Source organism: Frischella sp. Ac48, assembly GCF_019641635.1.
Classification (GTDB): Bacteria; Pseudomonadota; Gammaproteobacteria; order Enterobacterales; family Orbaceae; genus Frischella; species Frischella japonica.
In genome coordinates this window covers 97,924-121,283 of record NZ_JAETXP010000009.1, presented here as the reverse complement: position 1 = coordinate 121,283, position 23,360 = coordinate 97,924, and the positions used below count along the sequence as shown (strand labels likewise).

Sequence of the window (23,360 nt, the reverse complement as noted above, 5' to 3'; positions counted from 1 at the left end):
AATGTCTGCGGATATGCAATATTTTTCCCCTTTGGAAAAATTGATCACAACGTATCTTCCCGGTAAGCAAATTAAGCGAATCTGGGAAGCTTATGTATTTGCATATAGCGCTCATGATGGACAATTTCGCGCCAGCGGCGAACCTTATATAATTCATCCAGTTGCTGTTGCCTGTATTCTGGCAAACATGCGATTAGACTATGAGGCGATCATTGCCGCTTTATTGCATGACACCATTGAGGATACGCCTGTAACCTATCAAGATGTAGTTCAAAAATTTGGTGCACCTGTCGGTTTATTAGTAGAAGGTGTTTCTAAGCTAGATAAATTGAAATTTCGCAATCGTCAGGAAGCACAAGCGGAAAATTTTCGTAAAATGGTTTTGGCTATGGTGGAAGATGTACGGGTTATCTTGATTAAGCTTGCTGACCGTACTCACAATATGCAAACGCTTGATTCACTAAGACCAGACAAACGAAGGCGAATTGCAAAAGAGACGCTGGAAATCTACGCACCTTTAGCTCATCGTTTAGGAATTCATCACATTAAAACAGAATTAGAAGTTTTAAGTTTTACGGCTATGTATCCCAATCGAGCGCAAGTTTTAAATAAGGTTGTCATATCAGCTAGACAAACTCGTAAAGAATTAATCCAACAAATTCTGTCAGAAATTGAAGTACGTTTATCGAAAGCGAAAATTAAAGCATCGGTACAAGGCATTGAAAGAAATATTTATGCCATTTATCAGAAAATGCAACACCGAGAACAACGCTTCCAAACCATCATGGATATCTATATTTTTCGCATTATTGTCAATAATGTGAACAATTGTTATCGTGTACTCGGTCTAATTCATAACTTATACAAACCACGCCATAATCGTTTTAAAGATTATATAGCAATACCAAAAGCCAATGGATATCAATCACTCCACACTTCATTGATCGGTCCCCACGGTACCCCAGTTGAAATTCAAATTCGTACCGAGGATATGAACCAAATCGCTGAAATGGGTGTAGCAGCACATTGGATGTACAACAAGAAAGATAAATTTAAACATACAACTGCACAGATTAAAGCACAACGTTGGTTGCAAACATTATTGGAATTACAACAAAGTGCAGGAAATTCTTTTGAATTTATTGAAAATGTAAAATCAGAACTCTTTCCTAAAGAGATTTATGTTTTCACGCCAAAAGGAAGAATCGTTGAGCTTCCAGAAGGAGCTACACCAGTTGATCTTGCCTATGCCGTACATACTGATATTGGTAATCAATGTGTAGGTGCATTGGTAGATCGTAAACCATATCCATTGTCACAATCTTTATCTAATGGTCAAACGGTTGAAATTATTACTTCCGCTTATAGTCGACCTAATCCTGGATGGTTAAATTTTGTGGTTAGCTCTAAAGCTCGTTCACGTATTAAACAAGTTCTTAAAAACTTAAAACGTGATGATGCTATCATGTTAGGTAAACGACTTTTAGGTTATGCTTTGGCAGATAAAGGTGGTGTTGAAAATGTGCCAGCCAAAATCATTGATCGGATTGTTAGTTTTGCTAAGCTCAATAGTTTTGATGATCTATTAGCTGAAATCGGTCTCGGTAATATAATGAGTCAATTAGTTGCCAAAGGGATTGACCATAGTGAGATTATTGACGATAGTAAAATCCCTAAAAAATTGGCAATTACCGGAACTGAAGGACTCTTAGTCACCTTTGCAAAATGTTGCCATCCTATTCCGGGTGATCCTATTATTGGTCGTGTTAATCCAGAAAAAGGGCTAACCGTTCATCATGAATCTTGTCGAAATATTACCGGTTATCAAAATCAACCTGATAAATATATTGCCTTAGAATGGTCACCGTCAATAAATCAATTATTAGTGGCAGAAGTACTAATTGATATCGCTGATAATACTGCTAATGCCTTAGAATATATCATTTCGACGATAAAAGCAGAATCAGCCAACGTGAAATGGCTAAATACTGAAGAGAAAGATTCGCGAATCTATACGATTATCCTACATATTGAAGTAAAAAATCTTACGCAGCTAAATGAAATTATTAGAAAAATCGGTCTCCAGCAGGATGTAGTCAGTGTAGTACGTAATATCAATTAATTATGACGGTCTCTAAACGATTATTGCAACACTTACCGATTAGTCATTTACCTGGATTAGGTGATGCATTAGCTAAAAAGTTTAATCATCTAGGTATTTACACCATTCGTGATCTGTTACTACACTTACCCCTACGCTATGAAGATCGTTCAACTTATAGTCCTATCGCACAAATCATCATCGGTGAACATACCACTGTTCAAGGTCAAATCATTAAATCCGAAATCCTTTTTACTAAAAAAAGAATGTTAATTTGCACGATACGAGACGAAAGCGGAATCATTACATTACGTTTTATGAATTTTTATCCAAACATGCAACAAAATCTTGCAACTGGAAAATGGGTAAAAGCATATGGTGAAGTTAAAAAAGGCAAACTTTATCCAGAAATGATTCATCCCCAAATACAAGTTCGCGATATCCCCCAAGCATTCACGAATCTTGAAACTGAGAAATATACTCCGATTTACGGCGCAACATATGGTTTAACCCAAACAATTATACGTAAATTTATACATTTGAGTTTAATACTTCTAACACGCAATCCAACAGAAGAGATTATTCCTAAACAGTTTATCGCGGATTTTCCCAGTATAGAGCAAGCATTAACCATTTTACATGAACCCCCTCTGGATATTGATATAGCATCGTTCGAAGACAGTAGTCATCCTGCCAAAAAACGGCTGATCTTTGAGGAACTTCTTGCATATCAATTGAGCATGCAGTTATTGAAATCGCGGAATCAGAGCCATTTAGCAATCCCAATGATTGTTAAAAATCGTTTTATTACCCCTTTTTTGGAGGCTTTGCCTTTTTCACCAACTCGAGCCCAAACACGTGTCGTGCAAGAAATATGGCACGATATGGCACTAGATAAACCAATGATGCGTTTAGTACAAGGAGATGTCGGTAGTGGTAAAACGTTAGTTGCTGCATTAGCAGCACTTAATGCAGTCGAAAATGATAAACAAGTCGTATTAATGGCCCCTACAGAGATTCTAGCTGAGCAGCATTATCACAATTTTACACAGTGGTTTACGCGATTAGGTTTGACGATCAATCTATTGGCAGGAAAGTTAACTGCTAAACAAAAACGTGAATGTTATGCCAAGTTGGAATCAGGTGAAACGAATATCCTAATCGGTACCCATGCGGTATTTGTTGAGCAAGTTAAATTCGCCCAGCTTGGCTTGGTAATTATTGATGAACAACACCGTTTTGGTGTTGATCAACGCTTAACCTTATGGCAAAAAGGGATTAAAGATAACCGTTATCCACATCAGTTAATTATGACGGCTACACCAATTCCACGTACCCTTACTATGACAATTTATGCAGATTTAGATATATCGATTATTGATGAATTACCACCTGGACGTACGCCTGTCACAACAGTAGTATTACCAAATACACGACGTGATCAAGTTATTGAACGCATTGAACAAGCTTGTTTAACCGGTAAGCAAATCTATTGGGTTTGTACTTTAGTGGAAGAATCAGAAATATTATCTGCCCAAGCAGCTGAAGTGACTTATAGAGAACTACAACAATTATTACCTAACATAACTGTCGGCTTAGTACATGGCAAAATGAAACCACAGCAAAAACAACAGATTATGCAAGCATTTAAACAGGGTGAAATTCAGTTATTAATTGCAACCACGGTTATTGAAGTTGGTGTAGATGTACCTAATGCTAGTTTGATGATTATTGAAAATGCTGAACGGCTCGGATTATCTCAATTACATCAATTACGAGGTCGAGTCGGGCGTGGACAAGCTACCTCACACTGTGTATTAATGTACCAAGCTCCCCTAAGTCAAGTAACTAAACAACGGCTGAACGTGATGCGTGACAGTAATGATGGTTTTGTTATTGCACAAAAAGATCTTGAAATTCGTGGTGGAGGCGAAATCTTAGGTACCCGACAAGTTGGTCTAGCCGATTTTAGAGTCGTTGACTTAATACGCGACCAAATGTTAATTCACCATATCCAAAAAGTAGCGCAATATATTTTAAAATTTCAACCTGACATTGCACTAAAATTCATTAATAGTTGGTTACCTGAACGTACCAAATATATCAATGCATAAACATAGAAAATGTCAGTTATATTGCTATAAAACTTTTTGATATTAGTTATCAAATGTTTTATGCCAAGTTTCGGGTAGATGTTTCCAAAAGCGTTTAGGCATAAATTGCCGTTGTAGTTTAGGATTAATTCGTTCCTTAATCGTTAAAGCTTGGCAATAATGATACCACAATTTCTGAAACTGTCTTTCTTCAGCTGATAGATAATTTTGATTAATGGCACCGTCGAGTAACAAATCAGCTTGCTCATCCAACGTAACAAGATCTAACTGCTTAAGGTCAAAATAATAACCGAACTGGCGTTTAGTATCAAAAATAGCCCATTTCTGATCAGCAAATCGATCTTTAAAAAAAGCAACAACTAATGGTAAAACATTATACCTAGGTTCTACCGTAGCAAAATAAACTTTTTCACCTTGATTTTCAATTGCATTAAAACGGACAAACATCATTAAATAATGACGTTCATTTGATACTTTTTTCGCTAATTGCTTCACAGCTAAGACATCTGGATCAGCAAAGTTAGTTGAAATATCTTTTTTTGTTTTAAAGAGTTTTATTAAATAGCGGAAAATGAGCGAACTGCGTTCAGGTAATTCAGAAAACCACACATAAGTTAATTGATTTAAGGCTATATTTGGTAGACGTTTTTTCATTGCAGTACTAACACGTTCAGCTTTTTTATCATCCGTGAAAACGATATACTCTTCACTAGTAAATAAAGGTACCACGTCATGCCGACTTAATACCTGCTCTGGCCATTTTTTCAATGCAAATGCATCAAATACTGCGGTCAATAACCCTTCAAAAGTTTCATCATAACGAAAAACCAGCATACTATTCCTATAAAAGCATCGTTAACTGTTGCGGTTGAGCCGTTTCAATTAATGGTATCGGCTCTTGTAATGATAATCGAATATAATCAGCTGATGCTTCTTGCATCTTAAATGTTCGCATTCCTGCACAAATAATAAAAAATTGAGCTCGTTTTAGTACCACTCCGATCCTTTTCAAAGCATCAATATTCAACCGCCCATGTTGGCGGGCAGTAACGATTAATTTTGCCGATTTTAGGCCAATTCCTGGAACCCGTAATATCTTCTCATAGCTGGCGCGGTTTATATCTACCGGAAAAAATTGCGGATTCCTAATTGCCCAAGCTAATTTTGGGTCCATATCTAAATCAAGCTCCTGATAATCATCATTAACGATTTCATTGACTTCAAATTGATAAAAACGCAATAACCAATCAGCTTGATAGAGACGATTTTCTCGCTTACGTGGCACATCTTGTACAACGGGTAAACGTTTATCATAGCTATTGACCGGTATAAAACCAGAATAGTAGACGCGCTTCATACTAGGTCGTTTATAAAGTTTTGAACTAAGCTCTAAAATCTGCTTATCAGACTCATCCGTAGCACCAACTATAATTTGCGTGCTTTGTCCAGCGGCAGCAAATTTTGGCGCATGACGATATTTTTTACGCTCTTCTTTATTTTCCAATAAATGTTGTTGAATATGTCTCATTGGTGAATAAATACTTTGATGATCTTTATCTGGTGCTAAACGTTTAAGATTAGCTTCGGTCGGGATTTCTAAATTGACACTTAAACGGTCAGCATATAATCCGGCTTGATAAACTAATTCACGACTGGCACCAGGTATCGTTTTCATATGAATATAACCATTAAAATGGTGAACAGTACGTAAATCCTTAATCACACGTAACATTCTTTCCATAGTATGATCAGGATTTTTGATAATCCCAGAACTCAAAAATAACCCTTCAATATAGTTACGCCGATAAAATTCAATCGTTAATTCCGTTAATTCTTTGGGTGAAAAAGCTGCGCGTGGAATATCATTACTCTTACGGTTAATACAATAAGCACAATCAAATAAACAAAAATTTGTCAGCATAATTTTTAACAATGCAACACAGCGCCCATCACCAGTGAAACTATGACAAATTCCCCAACCATGTGCACTTCCAATACCACCCTTGATATTGCTACGTGAAGTACCACTCGATGCACAAGATACATCATATTTTGCTGATTCCGCCAGGATTTCAAGTTTTTTTATTGTCGAATCTTTCATGAATATTTTTCAATTAAAAATAAACTGTATATTTAAACAGTATAATTTAATAAGTAACATATGTCATCAAAAATTACTGATTAACATCTTAAATTGAAAAATTATTTTTTCTAAATTAATAAACCGATTATTATAGGATCGCTATTTTTTAGTGAATCATTATAACAACCTCAGCTGAATATAACTCATTTAGGATTCTAAACGGCTGATTGCTTGTAAGAGAAAACAATTAGACTATATTTTGACGAGAATTTAAGTGGCGCTTTGATATGACAAATTGACCACTTAATTACTTAGAAAAGCTGCAAAAAAATTATTGCTAATTGTTAGTTGATTCAAGCCAAGATAGATTAGCCTGACGACGATTAAAAAATAATACCAAGCTACCTAACACCAGCCAGACAATGCCGACAATTTTAGCATCATTATCAATGTGTAATAGTACTGGCAACAACACTAAAATGCCGATTGTCGGTAGTGCAATATCAAATAACAATGCTCGCAGTCCGGTGGTTTTTTGCTTAATTTTGAAATAGCCCATTACTGACACATGTAACATAATAAATGCACAAATTGCACCAATATCAACAAATGATACCAATGTTGGTAAACCTTTAGCATGGTTAGCGGCCAAAGCAGCAAGACATAAATTAAAACCCGCTGCGATCAAAATGGCAATCGTTGGAACACCACTTTGTTTGCCAACTTTTGCTAATAAAGCTGGTAATCGTTTATCACGTCCCATACTAAATAATAAACGACTTGCTGCTGCTTGTCCTACCATAGCCGCAAACGCAGCGCCAATAGCTTTCATTAAACCCAATGACCAGCCTAACCATAATCCTAACTGCTCATTGACAATAGTATAATATATTTTTCCCTGTACATTTGGATTAGCGCGTAAATATTCCGGTGAATAAGGACTTAATAATGCTCCTATATACGTTTGAACCACAAATAAAATACCGGCTAAAATTAAACAACTAATAATAGCTTTACTAACCAAATTACGCTGCCCTGCATTTTCTTCTGCGAAGGTAGCTATCGCATCAAATCCTAAATAGGACAGTACCGCGATTGAAACAGCACTAAATAAATTATTCCAATTAAATAGTTCTCCTCCCATAAATGGATGCAACCAATCACGTTGTATTCCATGTATGAAAATAATCGCTATTCCGGTCATAATTACAGCAGCTAACACTATAATTTCAATCACTAATATGATCAGAGTGATAATTGCTGATTTTTTAAAGCCGATTAAATTTAATAGCGTTGTAATAATTACAGCGAAACAAGTCCAGATCCAAACGGGTATATCTGGAAGCAATGCATTAAGTGAAATTCCACTAAACAAATAAGCAACAGCTGGAATAAAAAGGTAATCGAGCAACAATAACCATCCGACTAAAAAACCAGCATGAGGATGAATACCCGCTGAGCAGTATGCATACACAGATCCTGAATGTGGTAACTGGTTAGCCATTCTGGCATACGATAAAGCAGTAAAAGCCATGACCACTGTCGATACAATATAGACTGAAGCAATTGCTCCATCACTGATCGCATCAAGAACGCCAAATAAACCAACTGGTGCGGTAGGACCGATAAACAATAGTCCAAGAATTACTAAATCCCGCAACTGCATACTTTTCGTTAATTGTTGCATATTATTCTCACTTAACGAGTATAAACAAGTAAGAGAGTATTCTAGAAAAAAAATGATAAACCATCTAAGATCAATTTATCATTTATATATAACAATTTAATCTAACATGATTAATTTATTCTTGTTCTCTGATTTCGTAGGTATAACTCATTTTAGCTGTTTTACTTAGCATAATAGAAGCACTGCAATATTTTTCAGACGCAAGTTTGATCGCACGTTCTACCGATTCGTTTTTAACATTTTCGCCTGTTACAACTATATGAAAATTAATCGCGGTATATACCTTGGGTGAAGATTCAGCTTGAGTTTTATCAATATCAATCCATAAATCTCGCACATCTTCTTTAGCATTTTTTAAAATAGCAATGATATCATATGCCATACAACCTGCAGCACCATGCAGTAAAAGTTCCATAGGACGTGCACCACGATTACGGCCACCATGTTCTAAGCCACCATCCATGACTAAAGCGTGACCGCTTGCGGTTTCACCCATAAAACCAAATTCATCAATCCATTTTAAACGATCTTTCATACTCAACTCCTAAATTAACTGTGAATTAAATCATTTTATTCTATTATGTTTAACTTATAAAATCACTTGCTGTAACTATCGAACCAGTTATCTATATCCAATTCAATGCCTATTGATAATAATTTCTTTATAAACAAATGGATACCAAAAATCCAATCGATGATAATATAAAATTCATAAACAAGTCTGATAATTCGAAAATTACATGATTACAAACCAACTGATTTAGCGTTTTTAATCGATAAGAGTTTACATATGTCTAATAATGATAGCAAAACAAATAACAATCAATCTTTAAAGAATAAAATGAATATTTAATCACAGGATCAATATATCCACTTATTTTTTGACGTGACAATAATTAATAAATCCCAATTTAGTTAAGATAGTAACCAAAGACATACTAAAACTTACTCCACTACACCATTTTTAACATAGATGAAGCGTTATTATTTGCAACATAATTGCTTTTCAGTCGTATAATTTAGTAAAAGCATGCATTTTAGATGTATCTTTTTATTATTAATTAATAAATTCATATTATAAAAAATAGCAACAAATCTTAACTCAATAAGTTAAATTGACTTAAAAAATATAATAGCATAATATCTATGTAGCCTAATTTTTCCGTTAACTATTCATCATGATTGAACAGGGTGAATTGGCTTAATCATACTAATAAACACTATTATTCTCTAACTATTCAATAATTAATAATATCCTACAGTAGGAGAGATTATGCCATCTAAGTACCAGCCACAATTGTTCTGTTGGCATGCGGATTTGCAAAAAGGATCCAATCTTTTATCAAGTCCAGAAAAAAATATTATTTATGTCAATGACAATTATTGTGCTATTCGCCGAATAAAAAAAACATGGCAAGTTTTTGGATCAATAGTCAGCTTTGTCATTTGTTTATTGGCGTTACTTATTTTAAAACATGCTTGTGAATTTTTGTATGAGGTTGACCTTCAGGCAGATGTTGTTTTTCAGAGTGATATAGAAGGAAAAATCTTTTTTGATGTTTTGACGATTTTTGGTCTTGTTTGTTTTCTTTATCTGGCCTTTTTACCAAGGTTATATATGGATATTTTTAGTCGACGCGGATGTCCAATTATTTTTAATCGTAAAACGCAAAAAGTCTATATCAATGAAAACTATTTTTTTAATTTCAAATTATTGCGTAACCCGTTATATTATCTTCTGCCGTTTAAAAAACGGATTAAAGAATATGATTGGCGGCTTTTACAAGGGGTCATGCGATACGAAAGTAGAGGTCGAAGACAAAGTATCGTGTTAATGGTCTTTAAACCAAACTCAAGTTTAGCAATAGATCATATCATATTAGACCGTGATAGAATTGGAAAAGAGAATGTTGATATATGGTATTGGATCAATAATTTTATGTCTTTCCATGATTTAGCTAATCTCAATCATGGAAATTATAAAGCTCACCAAGAACATAATTTCAAATACCATTATATCGAAGGACAAGGTTGGCCAAAGTGGATGATTGAAGCATTTAATGCTATTTCATTGCAACATTTATCAGCAATCAAACAACGTTATCCTGAAAATTAATCATAATGAAACATCCATATGACAATTGATAAATTAAAAGATTATTAACATAAAAAATTAATAATCTTTTTTAATCCATGACATAATTATTTAAACATGGAAAACATCATAATAAAAATATTTATGAGTTCCCACATCTATTTATATCAAAATAAACTGCTAGCTTAACCATTAATCATTACTTGATATTTATAATGCGATAATGGTGATGTTTGACTAGTTAATGTTTATAAATTTTATTTGCAATTCGTTCATAATTTTATGTATTGATTTGTGTTAAACTATTATTTAAATTGACTTATATCAAATTACACTCAATTTGCACATCACAAAGATTCATAACAATCACAAAATTTACTACTCACCATATAAATCAGTTTGCTCAAACTTTCAACCTGCTATAAACTAAGATAATTATAATAAATAACAATAACATGGCTTAAAAAATGAAAAAAAAACGCATGATATTGATAAGTTTCTTGCTACCTTTTTATCTCAGAGTGTATTCACCTGATAATGGCAGGGATATAAAAAATTTATTAGAGTATTTTATACAATGCGACGATAAATTTTATTCCACTTTGATTTCTGATTATTATCATTCCTATTACGAACACAATCACTCAAATGCTATACAAACAAATATTACTAGTGAAATGATTCATTTGTTTGCATTAATTAACTATAGTATTCAAGAATTTTCAAAAACGATCGCGTTTAACGATTTAAATTTACTTTGTTATAGAAAACTGAATTTAAATGATCAAGACCAACAATACTTTTTGAGGAAATTCGAAATTCCATATCATTTTATTGACAATATTACTCAGACTCTATTCTGGATTAATTGGCAAAAAATAGTTAATAATTATTATACTAGTGACACTGTCATAGTAAAAAATAACAAATGGCTATCTAATCATAATGAGGTATCAGATATCAAACGGTCCTCAAATATCGCAGCAACATTTTTACTCATTGAAAAAAACTACCCCACGAGGATTTGATCTTTACTGCACTTTACTAGGAGAACTTCCGGTTAGTGAATTAAGTTAAATTCATCCAAAATTACATTTAAATTGGTTAAAATAACATGAAAATAATTATATTAAATATTATGCTATTAATATGTTCGTTTACATCATATGCTCAGCTCAACATTGCCCCTCCTTATTCTTTGGATCAATTAATATTTGTCGGTAAAAACGATACTACAGATATTTATATAGTCAAAAACAGTCAATCACCTTATAGTAATGAAAAAAATTTAAGGCAAGTTATTATGTTGTTTAATGAGTTAGTACCTATTTATGTTGAGGAAGATAAGATATTTATAAATTCCCAAGCGAATTTGTATATCGTCAATTGCCAAGAACCGAAATATCTATTACAAGAAAGCTATATATACGATAATAATTTTGGTAATGGTAATCTTATTTATACTGCGCAAACAGATGAATGGCAAACGCTCGAAGAAGACAGCCTTTTAAGCAGTACGAAAGAATTAATCTGTGATAAAGCGCTACCAGCACAAAATCATAAGTGACAAAATATTATAACTTGACAATTATGCTGATCAAATCTAATCAGCATAATTTTTTCGGATATTAACGAATTCCAACAAACTGATATCCTGCATCATCAATGGCCTTGATTGCGGCTTCCTGCGAAATTGTGCCACCTTCAATTGTCACTTCTTTCTGGGCAAGATCGACAGTCACTTGTGCTTTTGAATCAATATTGTTAATTGCTTTGGTGATCGCTTTCACACAATGATGACAACTCATATTATCCACAACTAATTTCATCTTTCACCTCTTACAATACGTTTACTAAATTTAAAGCTATTTTATATCTATTTCAAAATAATTCTAAATAATTTACCAATATATTGTAACTAAATGACTTGTAATATTAGCAATAATTTTAATTATTTTATGATAAGCTTGCATATCTTTTAATTAGATAAATCAAAGCGTTTTTTTAATAATCGTAATCCATTCGCAACCACTAACAAACTGGTACCGATATCGGCAAACACCGCCATCCACATATTTGCCAGCCCCATAAACGTTAAAATAAAAAATAGCATTTTTACCACTAATGCAAACACAATATTTTCAATCAATATCCTGGATGTGGCTTTGGATAATTGGATAAATTGTGGAATTTTACATAAGTCGTCATCCATAAGTGCAACATCAGCCGTTTCAATAGCGGTATCGCTGCCAATAGATCCCATTGCAAATCCGATATTTGCTTTGGCTAAGGCCGGCGCATCATTAATACCATCACCGACCATACCAACCACCCCCATCGATAAAAGTTCATTAACTATAGTTAATTTATCTTCTGGTAATAAATGGCTTTTGACTTCATCAATGCCAATTTCATTGGCAATAATATTTGCAGTTAGAGTATTATCACCGGTTAACATTAATGTTTTAATGCCCATTTGCTTAATCAGCTTAATTGCTTTAGAGCTACTTTGTTTAATTGTATCCGCTACAGCAAATAAAGCTTGCACGGTATTATCATTCATTAATAACACCACGGTTTTAGCTTGTTGTTCAAAATATTGAATTTGTTGTGCTAATTCAGGTTGATCGAGTCCATGTTCAATTGCCATACGACGATTTCCCAAATACCATTGCTGATCATCAATTATGCCTTTGATACCCTGACCCAATACAGCCACAAAATGAGTCACATTATATAAATCAATACCATCTTGTTCTGCTGCATAAGTAATTGCCTTAGATACAGGATGATCAGAATGATTTGCTAAACTTGCTGCAATTTCACGACATGTTTGTTCAGTTAATGTTCCTATTTTAACAAAATCTGTTTGTACGGGTTTACCATTGGTCAAAGTTCCCGTTTTATCTACCGCAAGGATTGATATTTTACGTCCTTGTTCTAAAAATATCCCTCCCTTAATTAAGATACCATAACGTGTTGCTGCTGCTAATCCACTAACAATTGTAACTGGCGTAGAAATGACTAAAGCACAAGGACAAGCAATGACTAATAAAACCAGTGCTTTATAAATCCAATCGAACCATAACGCTCCCATTATTAACGGAGGAATAATAGCGATAGCTAGTGCGATGACAAATACCACCGGAGTATAAATTCGAGCAAAAATATCGACAAAACGCTGAGTATTGGCTTTACTTCCCTGCGCAGATTCAACAGCTTTAATAATTCTGGCGATAGTAGACTGTGCCGCAATCGCAGTTACTTTAAATTCGAAAGATCCTGATTCATTCATCGTACCGGCATAGACTTGATCTCCAATCGCTTTTTCAACCGGTAAACTTTCTCCAGTGATGGCGGCCTGATTAATGGTAGATTGGCCTGATACAATCACACCATCTAGAGCAATTCTTTCACCCGGTTTTACTCTAACGATGCTACCGACTGGCACGGATTTAATATCAACGGCTAACCATTGCTCATCAGCTTGCAATACTGTTGCCTGTTCAGGAGTAATACACAATAATTGTTGTATAGCATTACGAGCCCGATCCATTGATTTTTGTTCGATAGCTTCAGCTAAGGCGAATAATACCATTACCATAGCAGCTTCCGGCCATTGTCCAATAAGCAACGCACCGGTCACAGCAAATGACATCAATGCATTCATATTAAGATTAAAATTCTTAAGCGCAATCCAACCTTTTTTATATGTTTCAAATCCACCAATAATGATAGCAACAAGCGCCAAAATTAGTGTTATCCAATCTGGTGCATTGGCAAAATGGGCAACTTCAGCGGTCAAAGCCATCGTACCAGCTAAGCCTAACCGAAGCCAGTTAATATCTGATGCAAACTCTTTAACATTTTGATCATCAGTTTGAATAATCGCTTCTGGTAACATATCGATTGCGACCAATGCTGCTTCAACGTCGGATAGCGAAGCCTGTTGATGATGTATGGTTAAAATCCGCTGTATTAAATCAAAATCAAGTTGCGTTATCTCAGGAAAATTAGCTAGCTTCTTACGAATTAATGCCTCTTCAGTCGGGCAATCCATATTACGAATTCGATATACAGCTCGCGTTGATGTGGTATTAGGAATCATTAAATGAGTATCGAGTTGTGGTAGCTGTTTCACACTATCGCAACAATGTGCATGATCATGCTCGCGATGCTCTTTACTTTCACGTTTTTCATTGAGTTCAACATGATTATTATGTGATTGTCCAGGCTGACTAACCATAAATCTACCTCATAAGTGATATGTTTAATAATTTTAATTAATTTCGATCAGTATCTTGTATTTAACATCACTATAATCTTTAAAGTTACTACAAGGTCAAACAATTTTACATCAAGTTACTTGATTAATAGTTAGGCTTATATTTGGGAATCAGATTACGATTTGATATTTAATACGACAATCAGTAAACTACTGATCCCATATAAGAAAGAGAAATAAAAATGAAAAATATTAATGACCTTATCGCGCATAATCATATTTGGTCACAACGAATGGCCACAGAAGATCCAACTTTCTTTTCCCGTCTTGCAAATAGCCAAAAACCTAAATTTTTATGGATTGGTTGCTCAGATAGTCGCGTCCCAGCAGAAAAATTAACTGAGCTTGAACCTGGTGAGCTTTTTGTACACCGTAATGTTGCCAATTTAGTAATTCATACCGATTTAAATTGCCTTTCTGTGGTGCAATACGCGATAGATGTGCTAAAAGTAGAAGAGATTATTGTATGCGGTCACCTCGATTGTGGAGGTATTCGCGCCGCTGTTGAGAATCCCGATTTAGGTCTTATCAATAACTGGTTATTACATATTCGCGATATCTGGTTTCGCTATAGTTCATTACTTGGTGATTTTCCGGCTGAACAACGGATGGATATTTTATGTGAATTAAATGTGATTGAACAAGTTTATAATTTAGGTCACTCAACGATTATTCAGTCAGCATGGCAACGAGGGCAAAAAGTGTGTATTCATGGTTGGGTATATGGCATTGATAATGGGCGCATCACCGATTTAAAGATCAGCTCCAATAGTCGTGAAAATTTAGAAATTCATTATCGTGAAGCAATTTCGAGTCTATTAAATATGAACGAAAATCTAATATAAACAACATAAGGTGCAAAAAACATCAATTTTATCAAAAGAATAATCGATAGCGAATGTTAAGCTTTCATTTATCTCAATTCGCTATATCACTTTGTTTTCACAATTGGTAATTTTTATTTATGATTGAGATGGTGAATCACTTGATTACTACTACCGCGCCAAATTAAATTGGGATCAGCGAGGTCTTGTACAAATTTTCCATCAACTAATACATCTATATAATCAAGCACTTGACGCTGCTGTAGCGTTAGTTGGTCAATTTTATACCCAGTCCAGAGCCAAATATCTTTTTGATGACATTCGTTTTTTACACGCTTTACCAGTTTAAGAATAACTGGGACATTTTTTGGATGCAATGGATCGCCACCCGATAGTGACAATCCCTGCCGTTTAATCTCGGTATCTTGCAGATCGGCTATGATTTTATCTTCCACATCCTGTGTAAAAGGCACACCAGAATTTAGTGACCAAGTACTTTTATTGTAACAGCCACGACACTGATGTATACAACCTGCGACAAACAGTGAACAACGAGTTCCCGGACCATTAACTACATCAACAGGATAATAACGATGATAATTCATAATCAATACAGCAATACCAGAAGACTAACCAATTTGACCATTATTCAAGTGTTTAACTCGACGTTTAACTTCTTCTTGTTTACCTTCATTAAACGGTCTGGCATCTGGGCTGCCTAAGTACCCGCAAACGCGTCGCGTGACAGAAACTTTAGCTGAATCATGATTACCACAACTTGGACAGACAAACCCTTTACTAGTACAAGAAAATTCACCGGTATAACCACATTCATAACATTCGTCAATTGGCGTGTTAGTTCCATAATAAGGTACGCGAGTATAACTATAGTCCCAAACATCTTCCAAGGCTTTTACGTTATGAATCATATTAGGATATTCACCATAACAAATAAATCCACCACTTGCTAATTCAGGATAAGGTTTTTCAAAATCTATTTTTTCGTAAGGGTTAACCTTTTTTTGTACATCCAAATGAAAACTATTGGTGTAGTAACCTTTGTCGGTCACACCCGGTATCACACCAAATTCAGCAGTATCAAGTCGGCAAAATCGATCACAAAGATTCTCACTTGGTGTACTATAGAGACTAAAACCATATCCGGTTTCTTGCTTCCATTCTTCAACCGCTTTACGTAATCTGCTAACAATCTGTATCCCTTTCTGGCGCAATTCCTCACTATCAAACGGGTGAATTTGATCACCATATAACGCTTGAATCGTTTCGTGTAAACCAATATAACCAAGTGAGATAGAAGCTCGACCATGTTTAAAAATTTCAGCAACCGAATCATCCTCTTTAAGTCTTACACCACATGCTCCTTCCATATAAAGAATCGGCGCTACCCGGGCTTTAACCTCTTCAAGACGGGCAATACGAGTCATCAATGCTTTTTTACATACTAATAAACGCTCATCTAACAGTTGCCAAAAACGTGCTTCATCATGCTTAGCTTCAATGGCGATACGTGGCAGATTTAAGCTAATAACACCCAAATTATTACGACCGTCATGAACCTCTTTACCATCTTCTTCATAAACACCTAAAAAGCTACGGCATCCCATTGGCGTTTTGAATGAACCCGTTACTTCAACCACCTTATCATAATTAAGAATATCAGGATACATTCGTTTGGAAGCACATTCCAAAGCTAATTGCTTGATATCATAATTAATGTCACCGGCTTTATGATTAACGCCATCTTTGATGGCAAAAACTAATTTTGGAAATACTGCTGTTTTATGATTTTTCCCTAAACCACAAATTCTCACTTTTAAAATAGATTCTTGAATTAGTCTTGATTCCCAACTGGTTCCCAAACCAAAACCGAAAGTAACAAAAGGCGTTTGGCCGTTTGCTGTATGTAGGGTATTAACTTCATACTCTAAGGACTGGAATGCATCATAACATTCTTTGCGCGTACGACTTTCAGCATAAGCTGTTGCATCCGGAATATTCCATTCTTCCGCTATTTTTTTATGTTTTTCAAAGCTAATCTTAACAAATTTTGCTAACACTTCATCAATACGATTGATGGTAGTGCCACCATAAATATGGCTAGCAACTTGCGCAATAATTTGCGCGGTGACTGCAGTAGCTGTCGCGATTGATCTTGGGGGTTCAATTTCCGCATTACCCATTTTAAAACCGTTGGTCAACATGCCATCAAGATCAATTAACATACAGTTAAACATAGGGAAAAATGGCGCATAATCAAGATCATGATAATGAATTTCACCACGATCGTGTGCACGTGAAATATCTTTGGGTAGTAAATATTGTTTGGCATAATGACGAGCAACAATTCCTGCTAATAAATCACGCTGGGTTGGAATAACTTTACTATCTTTATTGGCATTTTCATTTAAAATCGCCATGTTACTTTGTTCAATCAAACCTTTAATATCTTGATTTAAACGACTGCGCTGCTCACGAATTCGATCACGGTCGTGGCGATATTCTATATAAGTTCGAGCTAATTTTTTATAAGGTCCTGCCATAAGTTGATTTTCAACCAAGTCTTGGATCTCGTTAATATCAACATGCTCACGATCAATCATCTCATTAGTGACAACTTGAGCAACTGATGAACAATATTCGGAATCATTCACATTGGCGGCAACAGCGGCTTTAAGAATGGCATCACGAATGCGACTTTCATTGAATGCTGTCTGGCATCCGTCACGTTTAATTACTACTGGCATAAACTCACCCAACCTCTTAAAAACTATATATGGATATTTTTTATGGATTATACACTATATATTGTGTTTTTCTAGTTTTTATATACAGTGAATCTGATTAATAGGAAATAGTTTTGATTTTAAAAAATCATCTTATATGTCATAAAAGAATGGTTAATATCGCTAATTCAAATACTTAAACTGTCCTATTACGATTGTATATATTGAGTGATTTAGATATTTATTTAATTATTACTGCTTTAACGACTCCGCATTAATCGCCAGTAATTTTCGACAGCTTTTTTATGAGAGGTATAATCAGTCGAAAATGTATGCCCACCAAGACCATCGGCAACAAAATACAAATAATCTGTTTGGTCTGGATGAGCTGCTGCTTCTAAGGATGCTTTCCCCGGCATAGCGATTGGTGTTGGTGGTAGTCCTGAGATGATGTAAGTATTATAAGGATTGGTTTTATCACGCAAATCTTTCGTAAGGATTTGTCCATTGTAGTTATCTCCCATACCATAAATAATGGTGGGGTCAGTTTGTAATAACATTCGTTTTTTCAACCGATTAATAAACACTGAAGCAACCTTACTGCGTTCACTATCAAGTCCGGTCTCTTTCTCGATAATTGAAGCCATAATTAATAACTCATATGGGCTTTTATAGGGTAAATCTTCGGCACGGTTTTCCCAAATATCCTCTAGTACCATTTGCATTTTGAGATAAGCCCGTTTAATTAAATCAATATCTGAAGAATTTATGGTGTAACTATAGGTATCAGGAAAAAGCCAGCCTTCTAAGGGGGTATCTAGCTTTAATTGCTGAGCAATTTCCAAAGGAGTAAGCTCAGCCAACTGATGTTCAATATAGTTAGTATTTTTCAAAACTAGTAACCAATCTTTAAACGTTTTCCCTTCAATTAACTTCACGTTAAATTGTGCTTCTTTACCACTATTAAGTAATTGCAGAAATTGTTTCAAACTCATTGATGCAGTTAATTGATAAGTACCCGACTTTATATTCTTTAATGACGGGTTCACTTTAAGTAAATAAGGTAGTAAGAAAGCATCTTTAATTAAAGCTTGTTGCTCAAGTTGATTAGCTAATTGATTTATCGATGTACCACGTTTTAAGGTAAATAGATTATTATCGGAATTAAATTGTATTGGTTGTTGAAAAAAATGGTTAACATACCAACACCCTGTTGCGACTACCGTTAACAAAGAAACAATAAATATTATTAAACAACAAGTAATTATTTTAGCTTTCATACTTAGTCATAATGTAAGTTAATCAACATAACGAAGTTTAGCCCGTTCAGTAATACGGGTAAGTAATTCATACGCACTCATCCCTGAATAGGCCGCAATTTTTTCAACGGGTAGCGCTTCATTCCCCCAAAATATCACTTCATCGCCAGCTTGGTCATCGCTATTTAAACCTAAATCGATTAAGATCATATCCATAGAGACTCTTCCAACAATTGGAACTAAGCGGCCATTTATCCATACAGGTGTGCCAGGTAAAATATCCCGAGGATAACCATCACCATACCCCATAGCCACAACACCTAGACATGTATCTTGTTCACTTCTCCAGATTTGACCATATCCTACAGCCTCATTCTTGTTATGTTCGCGTATTGTGATAATTTCTGATTTGAAGGTCATCACAGGCCTCAAACCTAATTGCATTCCCGTCGCTTTACCATCTTCATTATAGTCGAATGGAGAAACACCATATAGTGCAATACCCGGTCGAATCACATCTCGGTGCGATTCTGACCATGCTAAAATGCCACCAGAAGCAGCAATCGTCTGTTTTCCTAGCAATGATGAATCATCTATCTGATCGATAAACCGATCAAATAAAGAGATTTGCGTCATAGTTTCGTTAGCTGTTAAATTGTCAGCACTACAAAAATGACTAATTATATTGATCGGTTTTTTTACTGCTTCGCAACATGCGAGTTGTTTAAAGTAATCAACAGCCTGATCAATACGAAAACCTAATCGATGCATACCCGTATCAATCTTAAACCAACAGGAAATTGACATAGTTTTAGGTAACCGCGCTAATGCATCGATTTGTTGCGAACAATGGATGATTGTCTCCAAGCCGTATTGTTGTAATAGGCTCGGATCATCATGCAAAAAAAATCCTTCTAATAAAACAATCGGTGATTGAATTCCTTTTTTCCGTAAGTCAATCCCTTCCTCTAATCGGGCAACGCCAAAATAATCAACATAATTATCTAATAAAATAGCAACTTTTTCCTTACCGTGCGAATAAGCATTTGCTTTCACAATTGCCATGATCTGACTAGTAGGGCAAATTTTTCTTAAATAAGCTACATTATTTAATAACGCGGTTAAACTGACTTCAATTGTCGCAACTGACATACCTTCCTCAATTACATCACTTTTTGCTCGGTTAATAGCACGATGAAACAAAACCGATTATTATGATGAAATTATCTTGTTTAATTAACTATTCTAATTTCTGTTTTTCATAATGACAAACAAATTTACAAGTATTATATTTATTATTTTACATAATAAAAATTAGGTATTTTATGTCACCTACAATATGGCAATTTTCTAAACGTGCAATCACATTAAAAAGTTCAGCAATTCGTGAAATTCTTAAAGTCACTGAACGTCCAGACGTTATCTCTTTTGCTGGTGGACTACCTTCACCAAGTTCGTTTCCTGTTAAGAAAATTAAACAAGCCGTTGATAATATTTTCAATAGTGAAGATGCATTGCATGCTCTACAATATGGACCAACCGAGGGTTACCAGCCACTACGGACATGGATTATTGATACTATTAATCATCGTGAAAAGCTACAATTAACCGTTGATAATGTATTGATCGTTACCGGATCGCAACAAGCATTAGACCTACTGGGCAAAGCATTAATTGATCATGGTACGAAAATATTAGTTGAAACACCAACCTATTTAGGTGGTCTACAAACATTTACCCAATACGATCCCCAATACATTGCGATTGACAGCGATAGATATGGATTGAATCCTGATTTACTAACCGATGAAGATGCACGAACAGCAAGCTTTTTATATACTATTCCTAATTTTCAAAATCCTACAGGGCGTCGTTTATCATTAGCTCGTCGCCAAAAACTTGCTGAGAAAGCCATTAAAAATGCTTTATTATTAGTCGAAGATGATCCTTATGGCGAATTGGATTATCAAGGTCAACGCTTACCAAGCTTGATCAGTTACGCACCAAATAATACTGTTTATTTAGGATCATTTTCGAAAATTTTAGCTCCTGGTATGCGGTTAGGCTACATAATTGGCCCCACTGCATTGATTAGTAAACTTGTGCAATTAAAACAAGCAGCAGATTTGCATACTCCAAGTTTTACACAATATATTGCTTATGAAGTCATAAAAGATGGCTATCTATTAGAACATATTCCTAATATTCGTAAGTTATATCAACATCGTTGCCAATTTATGTTACAGCAACTTGAAAAATATATGCCTAAAACGGTACATTGGAATAAACCAGAAGGTGGAATGTTTATCTGGGTAGAATTACCAGAGCATATCAATACCACTAAATTATTAACACTAGCAGTCAATCACCAAGTTGCTTTTGTTCCTGGTGAAAGCTTTTTTGCTAATAATCCAAAAAGAAACTATTTACGTTTAGCGTTTGTAACCGTATCAGAAGAACAAATTGAACAAGGAATTAAAACATTAGCATCGCTAATTAAATAATATATGTTTTTCAATTAAACGAAATTAAAAGTCATCAATACTGATGACTTTAAACTAACGCATTAAATCAATTAAATATTACTTATCTTTATGAGTCTCAAGCCATTGTTTCATTAACGCAATTTCTTTTTCTTGCGATTTTATAATTTCTTCTGCTAACGCTTTAGTTTTAGGATCTTTACCATACTTCAATTCTATTTTTGCCATATCAATAGCACCTTGATGATGTGGAATCATGCCTTTAATAAATGCAATATCAGGATTATGGTTTTTTATACCATCCATCATTGGTTTATGCATTTTATCCATTGCAGCCATATAATCAGACATCATTGGGTTAGTCTGTTCATTATGCATTGATTTCATAATTGTCTCCTTATTTGCCATGGCGTTGTGTGTTGTACATAAAACGAATAAAACTGAACAAGTGATTAACACGAATTTCTTCATTTAAAACTCCTTTATTGTGAACAAATATTATTTATTCAGTTTAACCATTTTTTGCTTAGGAATCTTCTATTAATCAATTTAACATTTTGAAAAATAAAGATTTTTTATTATTTGTTTTACTAAGGAAGCTAAATGGATGATCTTTTTGTTACATAAAAGTTATCAAGGGAGAAGAGTAAAAACATTTATTAACGAATAAATAATTAATACAAATAGTGACATTTGCGCTATTATTGCTACCTATAACACTCAGTAAATAGTATTATGCAATGTTGTTTTCTAATGATTACCAATATTCTATTGTTCTACTATAAATCACTGTCTGTGAATGCATTTTTTCAATTTTAGTTTGCCAGTTGCCTAATCGGTCAAAATCATAGTAATTAAAATGGCTGAAAATTTTTTCTGCAGGTTTATTAATGGTCTGATAATCATCTTCTTCATTACACTGAATTAAGCGTTGTTGTTGATCATATTGAAAATTTAATTTAACCTTTGTTCGATTACCATACTCATCAGTTATAAAATATTGATAATGACTAAGCTGGCTATTTTGATCAAACTGATAATCAATATTTAATTGCTCATTTTTAGGGAAAATCATATAACTAAAATTTACCCAAATACCAGAATGCTTATTTAAAGGGAAAACGTGTTGTGCCATATTTTGTTCATATGCCATTCCTTCAGACATCATCACCATACTTATATGATCATTTTTTAGGGTATAAACACTATTATCAATCTCTAACGTATTTAAAGTTTGTTTACGTTGCCATTGGCCATCTGCAATATTTATCAACGTAGTAATCATCGTGTTTTGATTATGGCTCAGATCATTTTTTTCATCTTTAATTACAGATACTTGATAATAATTAATTAATAAACCATCTTTGGTATATTCCGCAATCGTTTTACCCTGACTATGGTCAGTACTTTTTGCGATAGATAAAGTTACTTTTTTTACTTTTGAGTGTGGAGTAAAAACTTGAACATCATCATTTTCGAGCAATAAATTTATTTGTTGATTAGTCAACAAATTAGCATTAGCACCGCTAATAAATAAACAACCTAATGCTATCAGTGAATGACTTAATTTAGCCAACATTTGTTATCCAATAATAAGTGAATTGAAATGATTTTCCGTGAAAAACGATAAGTTTGTTTTGAGAGGTAAAATATTACAAATCATCAATTTCAATTGAAACCTGAAT

Annotated in this window: 18 protein-coding genes; 6 read left to right on the top strand and 12 right to left on the bottom strand. The window is 34.4% G+C overall.

Translation table 11 applies throughout. The features are described 5' to 3' along the window. Window positions 1–13 precede the first annotated feature (13 nt). Together spoT and recG are read left to right on the top strand one after the other, a co-directional pair. Window positions 14–2,122, top strand: a complete 2,109-nt coding sequence (spoT, locus tag JMI89_RS05375; RefSeq protein ID WP_370633721.1) for a bifunctional GTP diphosphokinase/guanosine-3',5'-bis pyrophosphate 3'-pyrophosphohydrolase — start codon at window positions 14–16, stop codon at window positions 2,120–2,122. A 2-nt stretch (window positions 2,123–2,124) separates the two neighbouring features. Then, on the top strand, window positions 2,125–4,215 hold the full coding sequence (gene recG / locus JMI89_RS05370) for an ATP-dependent DNA helicase RecG (protein WP_220679510.1): 2,091 nt from the start codon (window positions 2,125–2,127) through the stop codon (window positions 4,213–4,215). Window positions 4,216–4,257: 42 nt separating this feature from the next. Here the strand turns inward: recG and JMI89_RS05365 are convergent, their stop codons facing one another. The 4 genes from JMI89_RS05365 to JMI89_RS05350 form a co-directional block, all read right to left on the bottom strand. Then, the gene (locus JMI89_RS05365) at window positions 4,258–5,049 is read right to left on the bottom strand and encodes a TIGR03915 family putative DNA repair protein (protein ID WP_220679509.1); all 792 of its coding nucleotides are present in this window, start codon (window positions 5,047–5,049) and stop codon (window positions 4,258–4,260) included. A gap of 7 nt (window positions 5,050–5,056) precedes the next feature. After that, window positions 5,057–6,316: a putative DNA modification/repair radical SAM protein gene (locus JMI89_RS05360; protein WP_187754518.1), complete on the bottom strand. Its 1,260-nt coding sequence runs from the start codon at window positions 6,314–6,316 to the stop codon at window positions 5,057–5,059. Between the two features lie 319 nt (window positions 6,317–6,635). Continuing rightward, window positions 6,636–7,985, bottom strand: coding sequence for an APC family permease (locus JMI89_RS05355; RefSeq protein WP_220679508.1), 1,350 nt, complete (start codon window positions 7,983–7,985; stop codon window positions 6,636–6,638). Between the two features lie 115 nt (window positions 7,986–8,100). Continuing rightward, entirely contained in the window at window positions 8,101–8,520 is a 420-nt protein-coding gene (locus JMI89_RS05350; protein WP_220679507.1) for an OsmC family protein, read from the bottom strand. Window positions 8,521–9,258: 738 nt separating this feature from the next. Between JMI89_RS05350 and JMI89_RS05345 the strand changes: the two genes are divergently transcribed. Together JMI89_RS05345 and JMI89_RS05340 are read left to right on the top strand one after the other, a co-directional pair. Continuing rightward, window positions 9,259–10,101: a DUF6708 domain-containing protein gene (locus JMI89_RS05345; protein WP_220679506.1), complete on the top strand. Its 843-nt coding sequence runs from the start codon at window positions 9,259–9,261 to the stop codon at window positions 10,099–10,101. Between the two features lie 1,093 nt (window positions 10,102–11,194). Next, the gene (locus tag JMI89_RS05340) at window positions 11,195–11,647 is read left to right on the top strand and encodes a surface-adhesin E family protein (protein WP_220679505.1); all 453 of its coding nucleotides are present in this window, start codon (window positions 11,195–11,197) and stop codon (window positions 11,645–11,647) included. Between the two features lie 61 nt (window positions 11,648–11,708). On the opposite strand, the gene JMI89_RS05335 is transcribed toward JMI89_RS05340, so the two are convergent. Further along, a complete protein-coding gene (locus tag JMI89_RS05335; protein WP_187754513.1) occupies window positions 11,709–11,909 on the bottom strand; it encodes a heavy-metal-associated domain-containing protein in 201 nt (66 codons plus the stop codon). A 149-nt stretch (window positions 11,910–12,058) separates the two neighbouring features. Then, window positions 12,059–14,326, bottom strand: a complete 2,268-nt coding sequence (locus JMI89_RS05330) for a heavy metal translocating P-type ATPase (RefSeq protein WP_220679504.1) — start codon at window positions 14,324–14,326, stop codon at window positions 12,059–12,061. Between the two features lie 221 nt (window positions 14,327–14,547). Between JMI89_RS05330 and can the strand changes: the two genes are divergently transcribed. Further along, window positions 14,548–15,210, top strand: coding sequence for a carbonate dehydratase (can, locus tag JMI89_RS05325; protein WP_187754511.1), 663 nt, complete (start codon window positions 14,548–14,550; stop codon window positions 15,208–15,210). 113 nt (window positions 15,211–15,323) lie between these two features. On the opposite strand, the gene nrdG is transcribed toward can, so the two are convergent. The 4 genes from nrdG to alr all read right to left on the bottom strand — a co-directional run bounded on the left by nrdG (window position 15,324) and on the right by alr (window position 20,344). After that, window positions 15,324–15,794, bottom strand: a complete 471-nt coding sequence (nrdG, locus tag JMI89_RS05320) for an anaerobic ribonucleoside-triphosphate reductase-activating protein (RefSeq protein WP_187754510.1) — start codon at window positions 15,792–15,794, stop codon at window positions 15,324–15,326. A gap of 24 nt (window positions 15,795–15,818) precedes the next feature. Then, entirely contained in the window at window positions 15,819–17,954 is a 2,136-nt protein-coding gene (gene nrdD, locus JMI89_RS05315; RefSeq protein WP_187754509.1) for an anaerobic ribonucleoside-triphosphate reductase, read from the bottom strand. 239 nt (window positions 17,955–18,193) lie between these two features. Next, a complete protein-coding gene (gene mltG, locus JMI89_RS05310) occupies window positions 18,194–19,213 on the bottom strand; it encodes an endolytic transglycosylase MltG (RefSeq protein WP_220679503.1) in 1,020 nt (339 codons plus the stop codon). 18 nt (window positions 19,214–19,231) lie between these two features. Continuing rightward, window positions 19,232–20,344 carry an alanine racemase gene (gene alr / locus JMI89_RS05305; RefSeq protein ID WP_220679502.1) on the bottom strand — a complete coding sequence of 371 codons (1,113 nt, stop codon included), beginning with the start codon at window positions 20,342–20,344 and terminating at the stop codon, window positions 19,232–19,234. 173 nt (window positions 20,345–20,517) lie between these two features. On the opposite strand from alr, the gene JMI89_RS05300 reads away from it, so the two are divergent. After that, entirely contained in the window at window positions 20,518–21,696 is a 1,179-nt protein-coding gene (locus tag JMI89_RS05300) for a PLP-dependent aminotransferase family protein (RefSeq protein ID WP_220679501.1), read from the top strand. A 78-nt stretch (window positions 21,697–21,774) separates the two neighbouring features. Here the strand turns inward: JMI89_RS05300 and JMI89_RS05295 are convergent, their stop codons facing one another. Together JMI89_RS05295 and JMI89_RS05290 are read right to left on the bottom strand one after the other, a co-directional pair. After that, window positions 21,775–22,062 carry a DUF305 domain-containing protein gene (locus tag JMI89_RS05295; protein WP_246415076.1) on the bottom strand — a complete coding sequence of 96 codons (288 nt, stop codon included), beginning with the start codon at window positions 22,060–22,062 and terminating at the stop codon, window positions 21,775–21,777. A gap of 370 nt (window positions 22,063–22,432) precedes the next feature. Continuing rightward, on the bottom strand, window positions 22,433–23,254 hold the full coding sequence (locus JMI89_RS05290) for a hypothetical protein (RefSeq protein WP_187754504.1): 822 nt from the start codon (window positions 23,252–23,254) through the stop codon (window positions 22,433–22,435). Between the last annotated feature and the right edge of the window lie 106 nt (window positions 23,255–23,360).

Bases quoted from the DNA above. Each gene is read 5' to 3' on its own strand.
- spoT (WP_370633721.1), top strand. From the start codon at position 14: ATGCAATATTTTTCCCCTTTGGAAAAATTGATCACAACGTATCTTCCC.
- recG (WP_220679510.1), top strand. From the start codon at position 2,125: ATGACGGTCTCTAAACGATTATTGCAACACTTACCGATTAGTCATTTA.
- JMI89_RS05365 (WP_220679509.1), bottom strand. From the start codon at position 5,049: ATGCTGGTTTTTCGTTATGATGAAACTTTTGAAGGGTTATTGACCGCA.
- JMI89_RS05360 (WP_187754518.1), bottom strand. From the start codon at position 6,316: ATGAAAGATTCGACAATAAAAAAACTTGAAATCCTGGCGGAATCAGCA.
- JMI89_RS05355 (WP_220679508.1), bottom strand. From the start codon at position 7,985: ATGCAACAATTAACGAAAAGTATGCAGTTGCGGGATTTAGTAATTCTT.
- JMI89_RS05350 (WP_220679507.1), bottom strand. From the start codon at position 8,520: ATGAAAGATCGTTTAAAATGGATTGATGAATTTGGTTTTATGGGTGAA.
- JMI89_RS05345 (WP_220679506.1), top strand. From the start codon at position 9,259: ATGCCATCTAAGTACCAGCCACAATTGTTCTGTTGGCATGCGGATTTG.
- JMI89_RS05340 (WP_220679505.1), top strand. From the start codon at position 11,195: ATGAAAATAATTATATTAAATATTATGCTATTAATATGTTCGTTTACA.
- JMI89_RS05335 (WP_187754513.1), bottom strand. From the start codon at position 11,909: ATGAAATTAGTTGTGGATAATATGAGTTGTCATCATTGTGTGAAAGCG.
- JMI89_RS05330 (WP_220679504.1), bottom strand. From the start codon at position 14,326: ATGGTTAGTCAGCCTGGACAATCACATAATAATCATGTTGAACTCAAT.
- can (WP_187754511.1), top strand. From the start codon at position 14,548: ATGAAAAATATTAATGACCTTATCGCGCATAATCATATTTGGTCACAA.
- nrdG (WP_187754510.1), bottom strand. From the start codon at position 15,794: ATGAATTATCATCGTTATTATCCTGTTGATGTAGTTAATGGTCCGGGA.
- nrdD (WP_187754509.1), bottom strand. From the start codon at position 17,954: ATGCCAGTAGTAATTAAACGTGACGGATGCCAGACAGCATTCAATGAA.
- mltG (WP_220679503.1), bottom strand. From the start codon at position 19,213: ATGAAAGCTAAAATAATTACTTGTTGTTTAATAATATTTATTGTTTCT.
- alr (WP_220679502.1), bottom strand. From the start codon at position 20,344: ATGTCAGTTGCGACAATTGAAGTCAGTTTAACCGCGTTATTAAATAAT.
- JMI89_RS05300 (WP_220679501.1), top strand. From the start codon at position 20,518: ATGTCACCTACAATATGGCAATTTTCTAAACGTGCAATCACATTAAAA.
- JMI89_RS05295 (WP_246415076.1), bottom strand. From the start codon at position 22,062: ATGAAATCAATGCATAATGAACAGACTAACCCAATGATGTCTGATTAT.
- JMI89_RS05290 (WP_187754504.1), bottom strand. From the start codon at position 23,254: ATGTTGGCTAAATTAAGTCATTCACTGATAGCATTAGGTTGTTTATTT.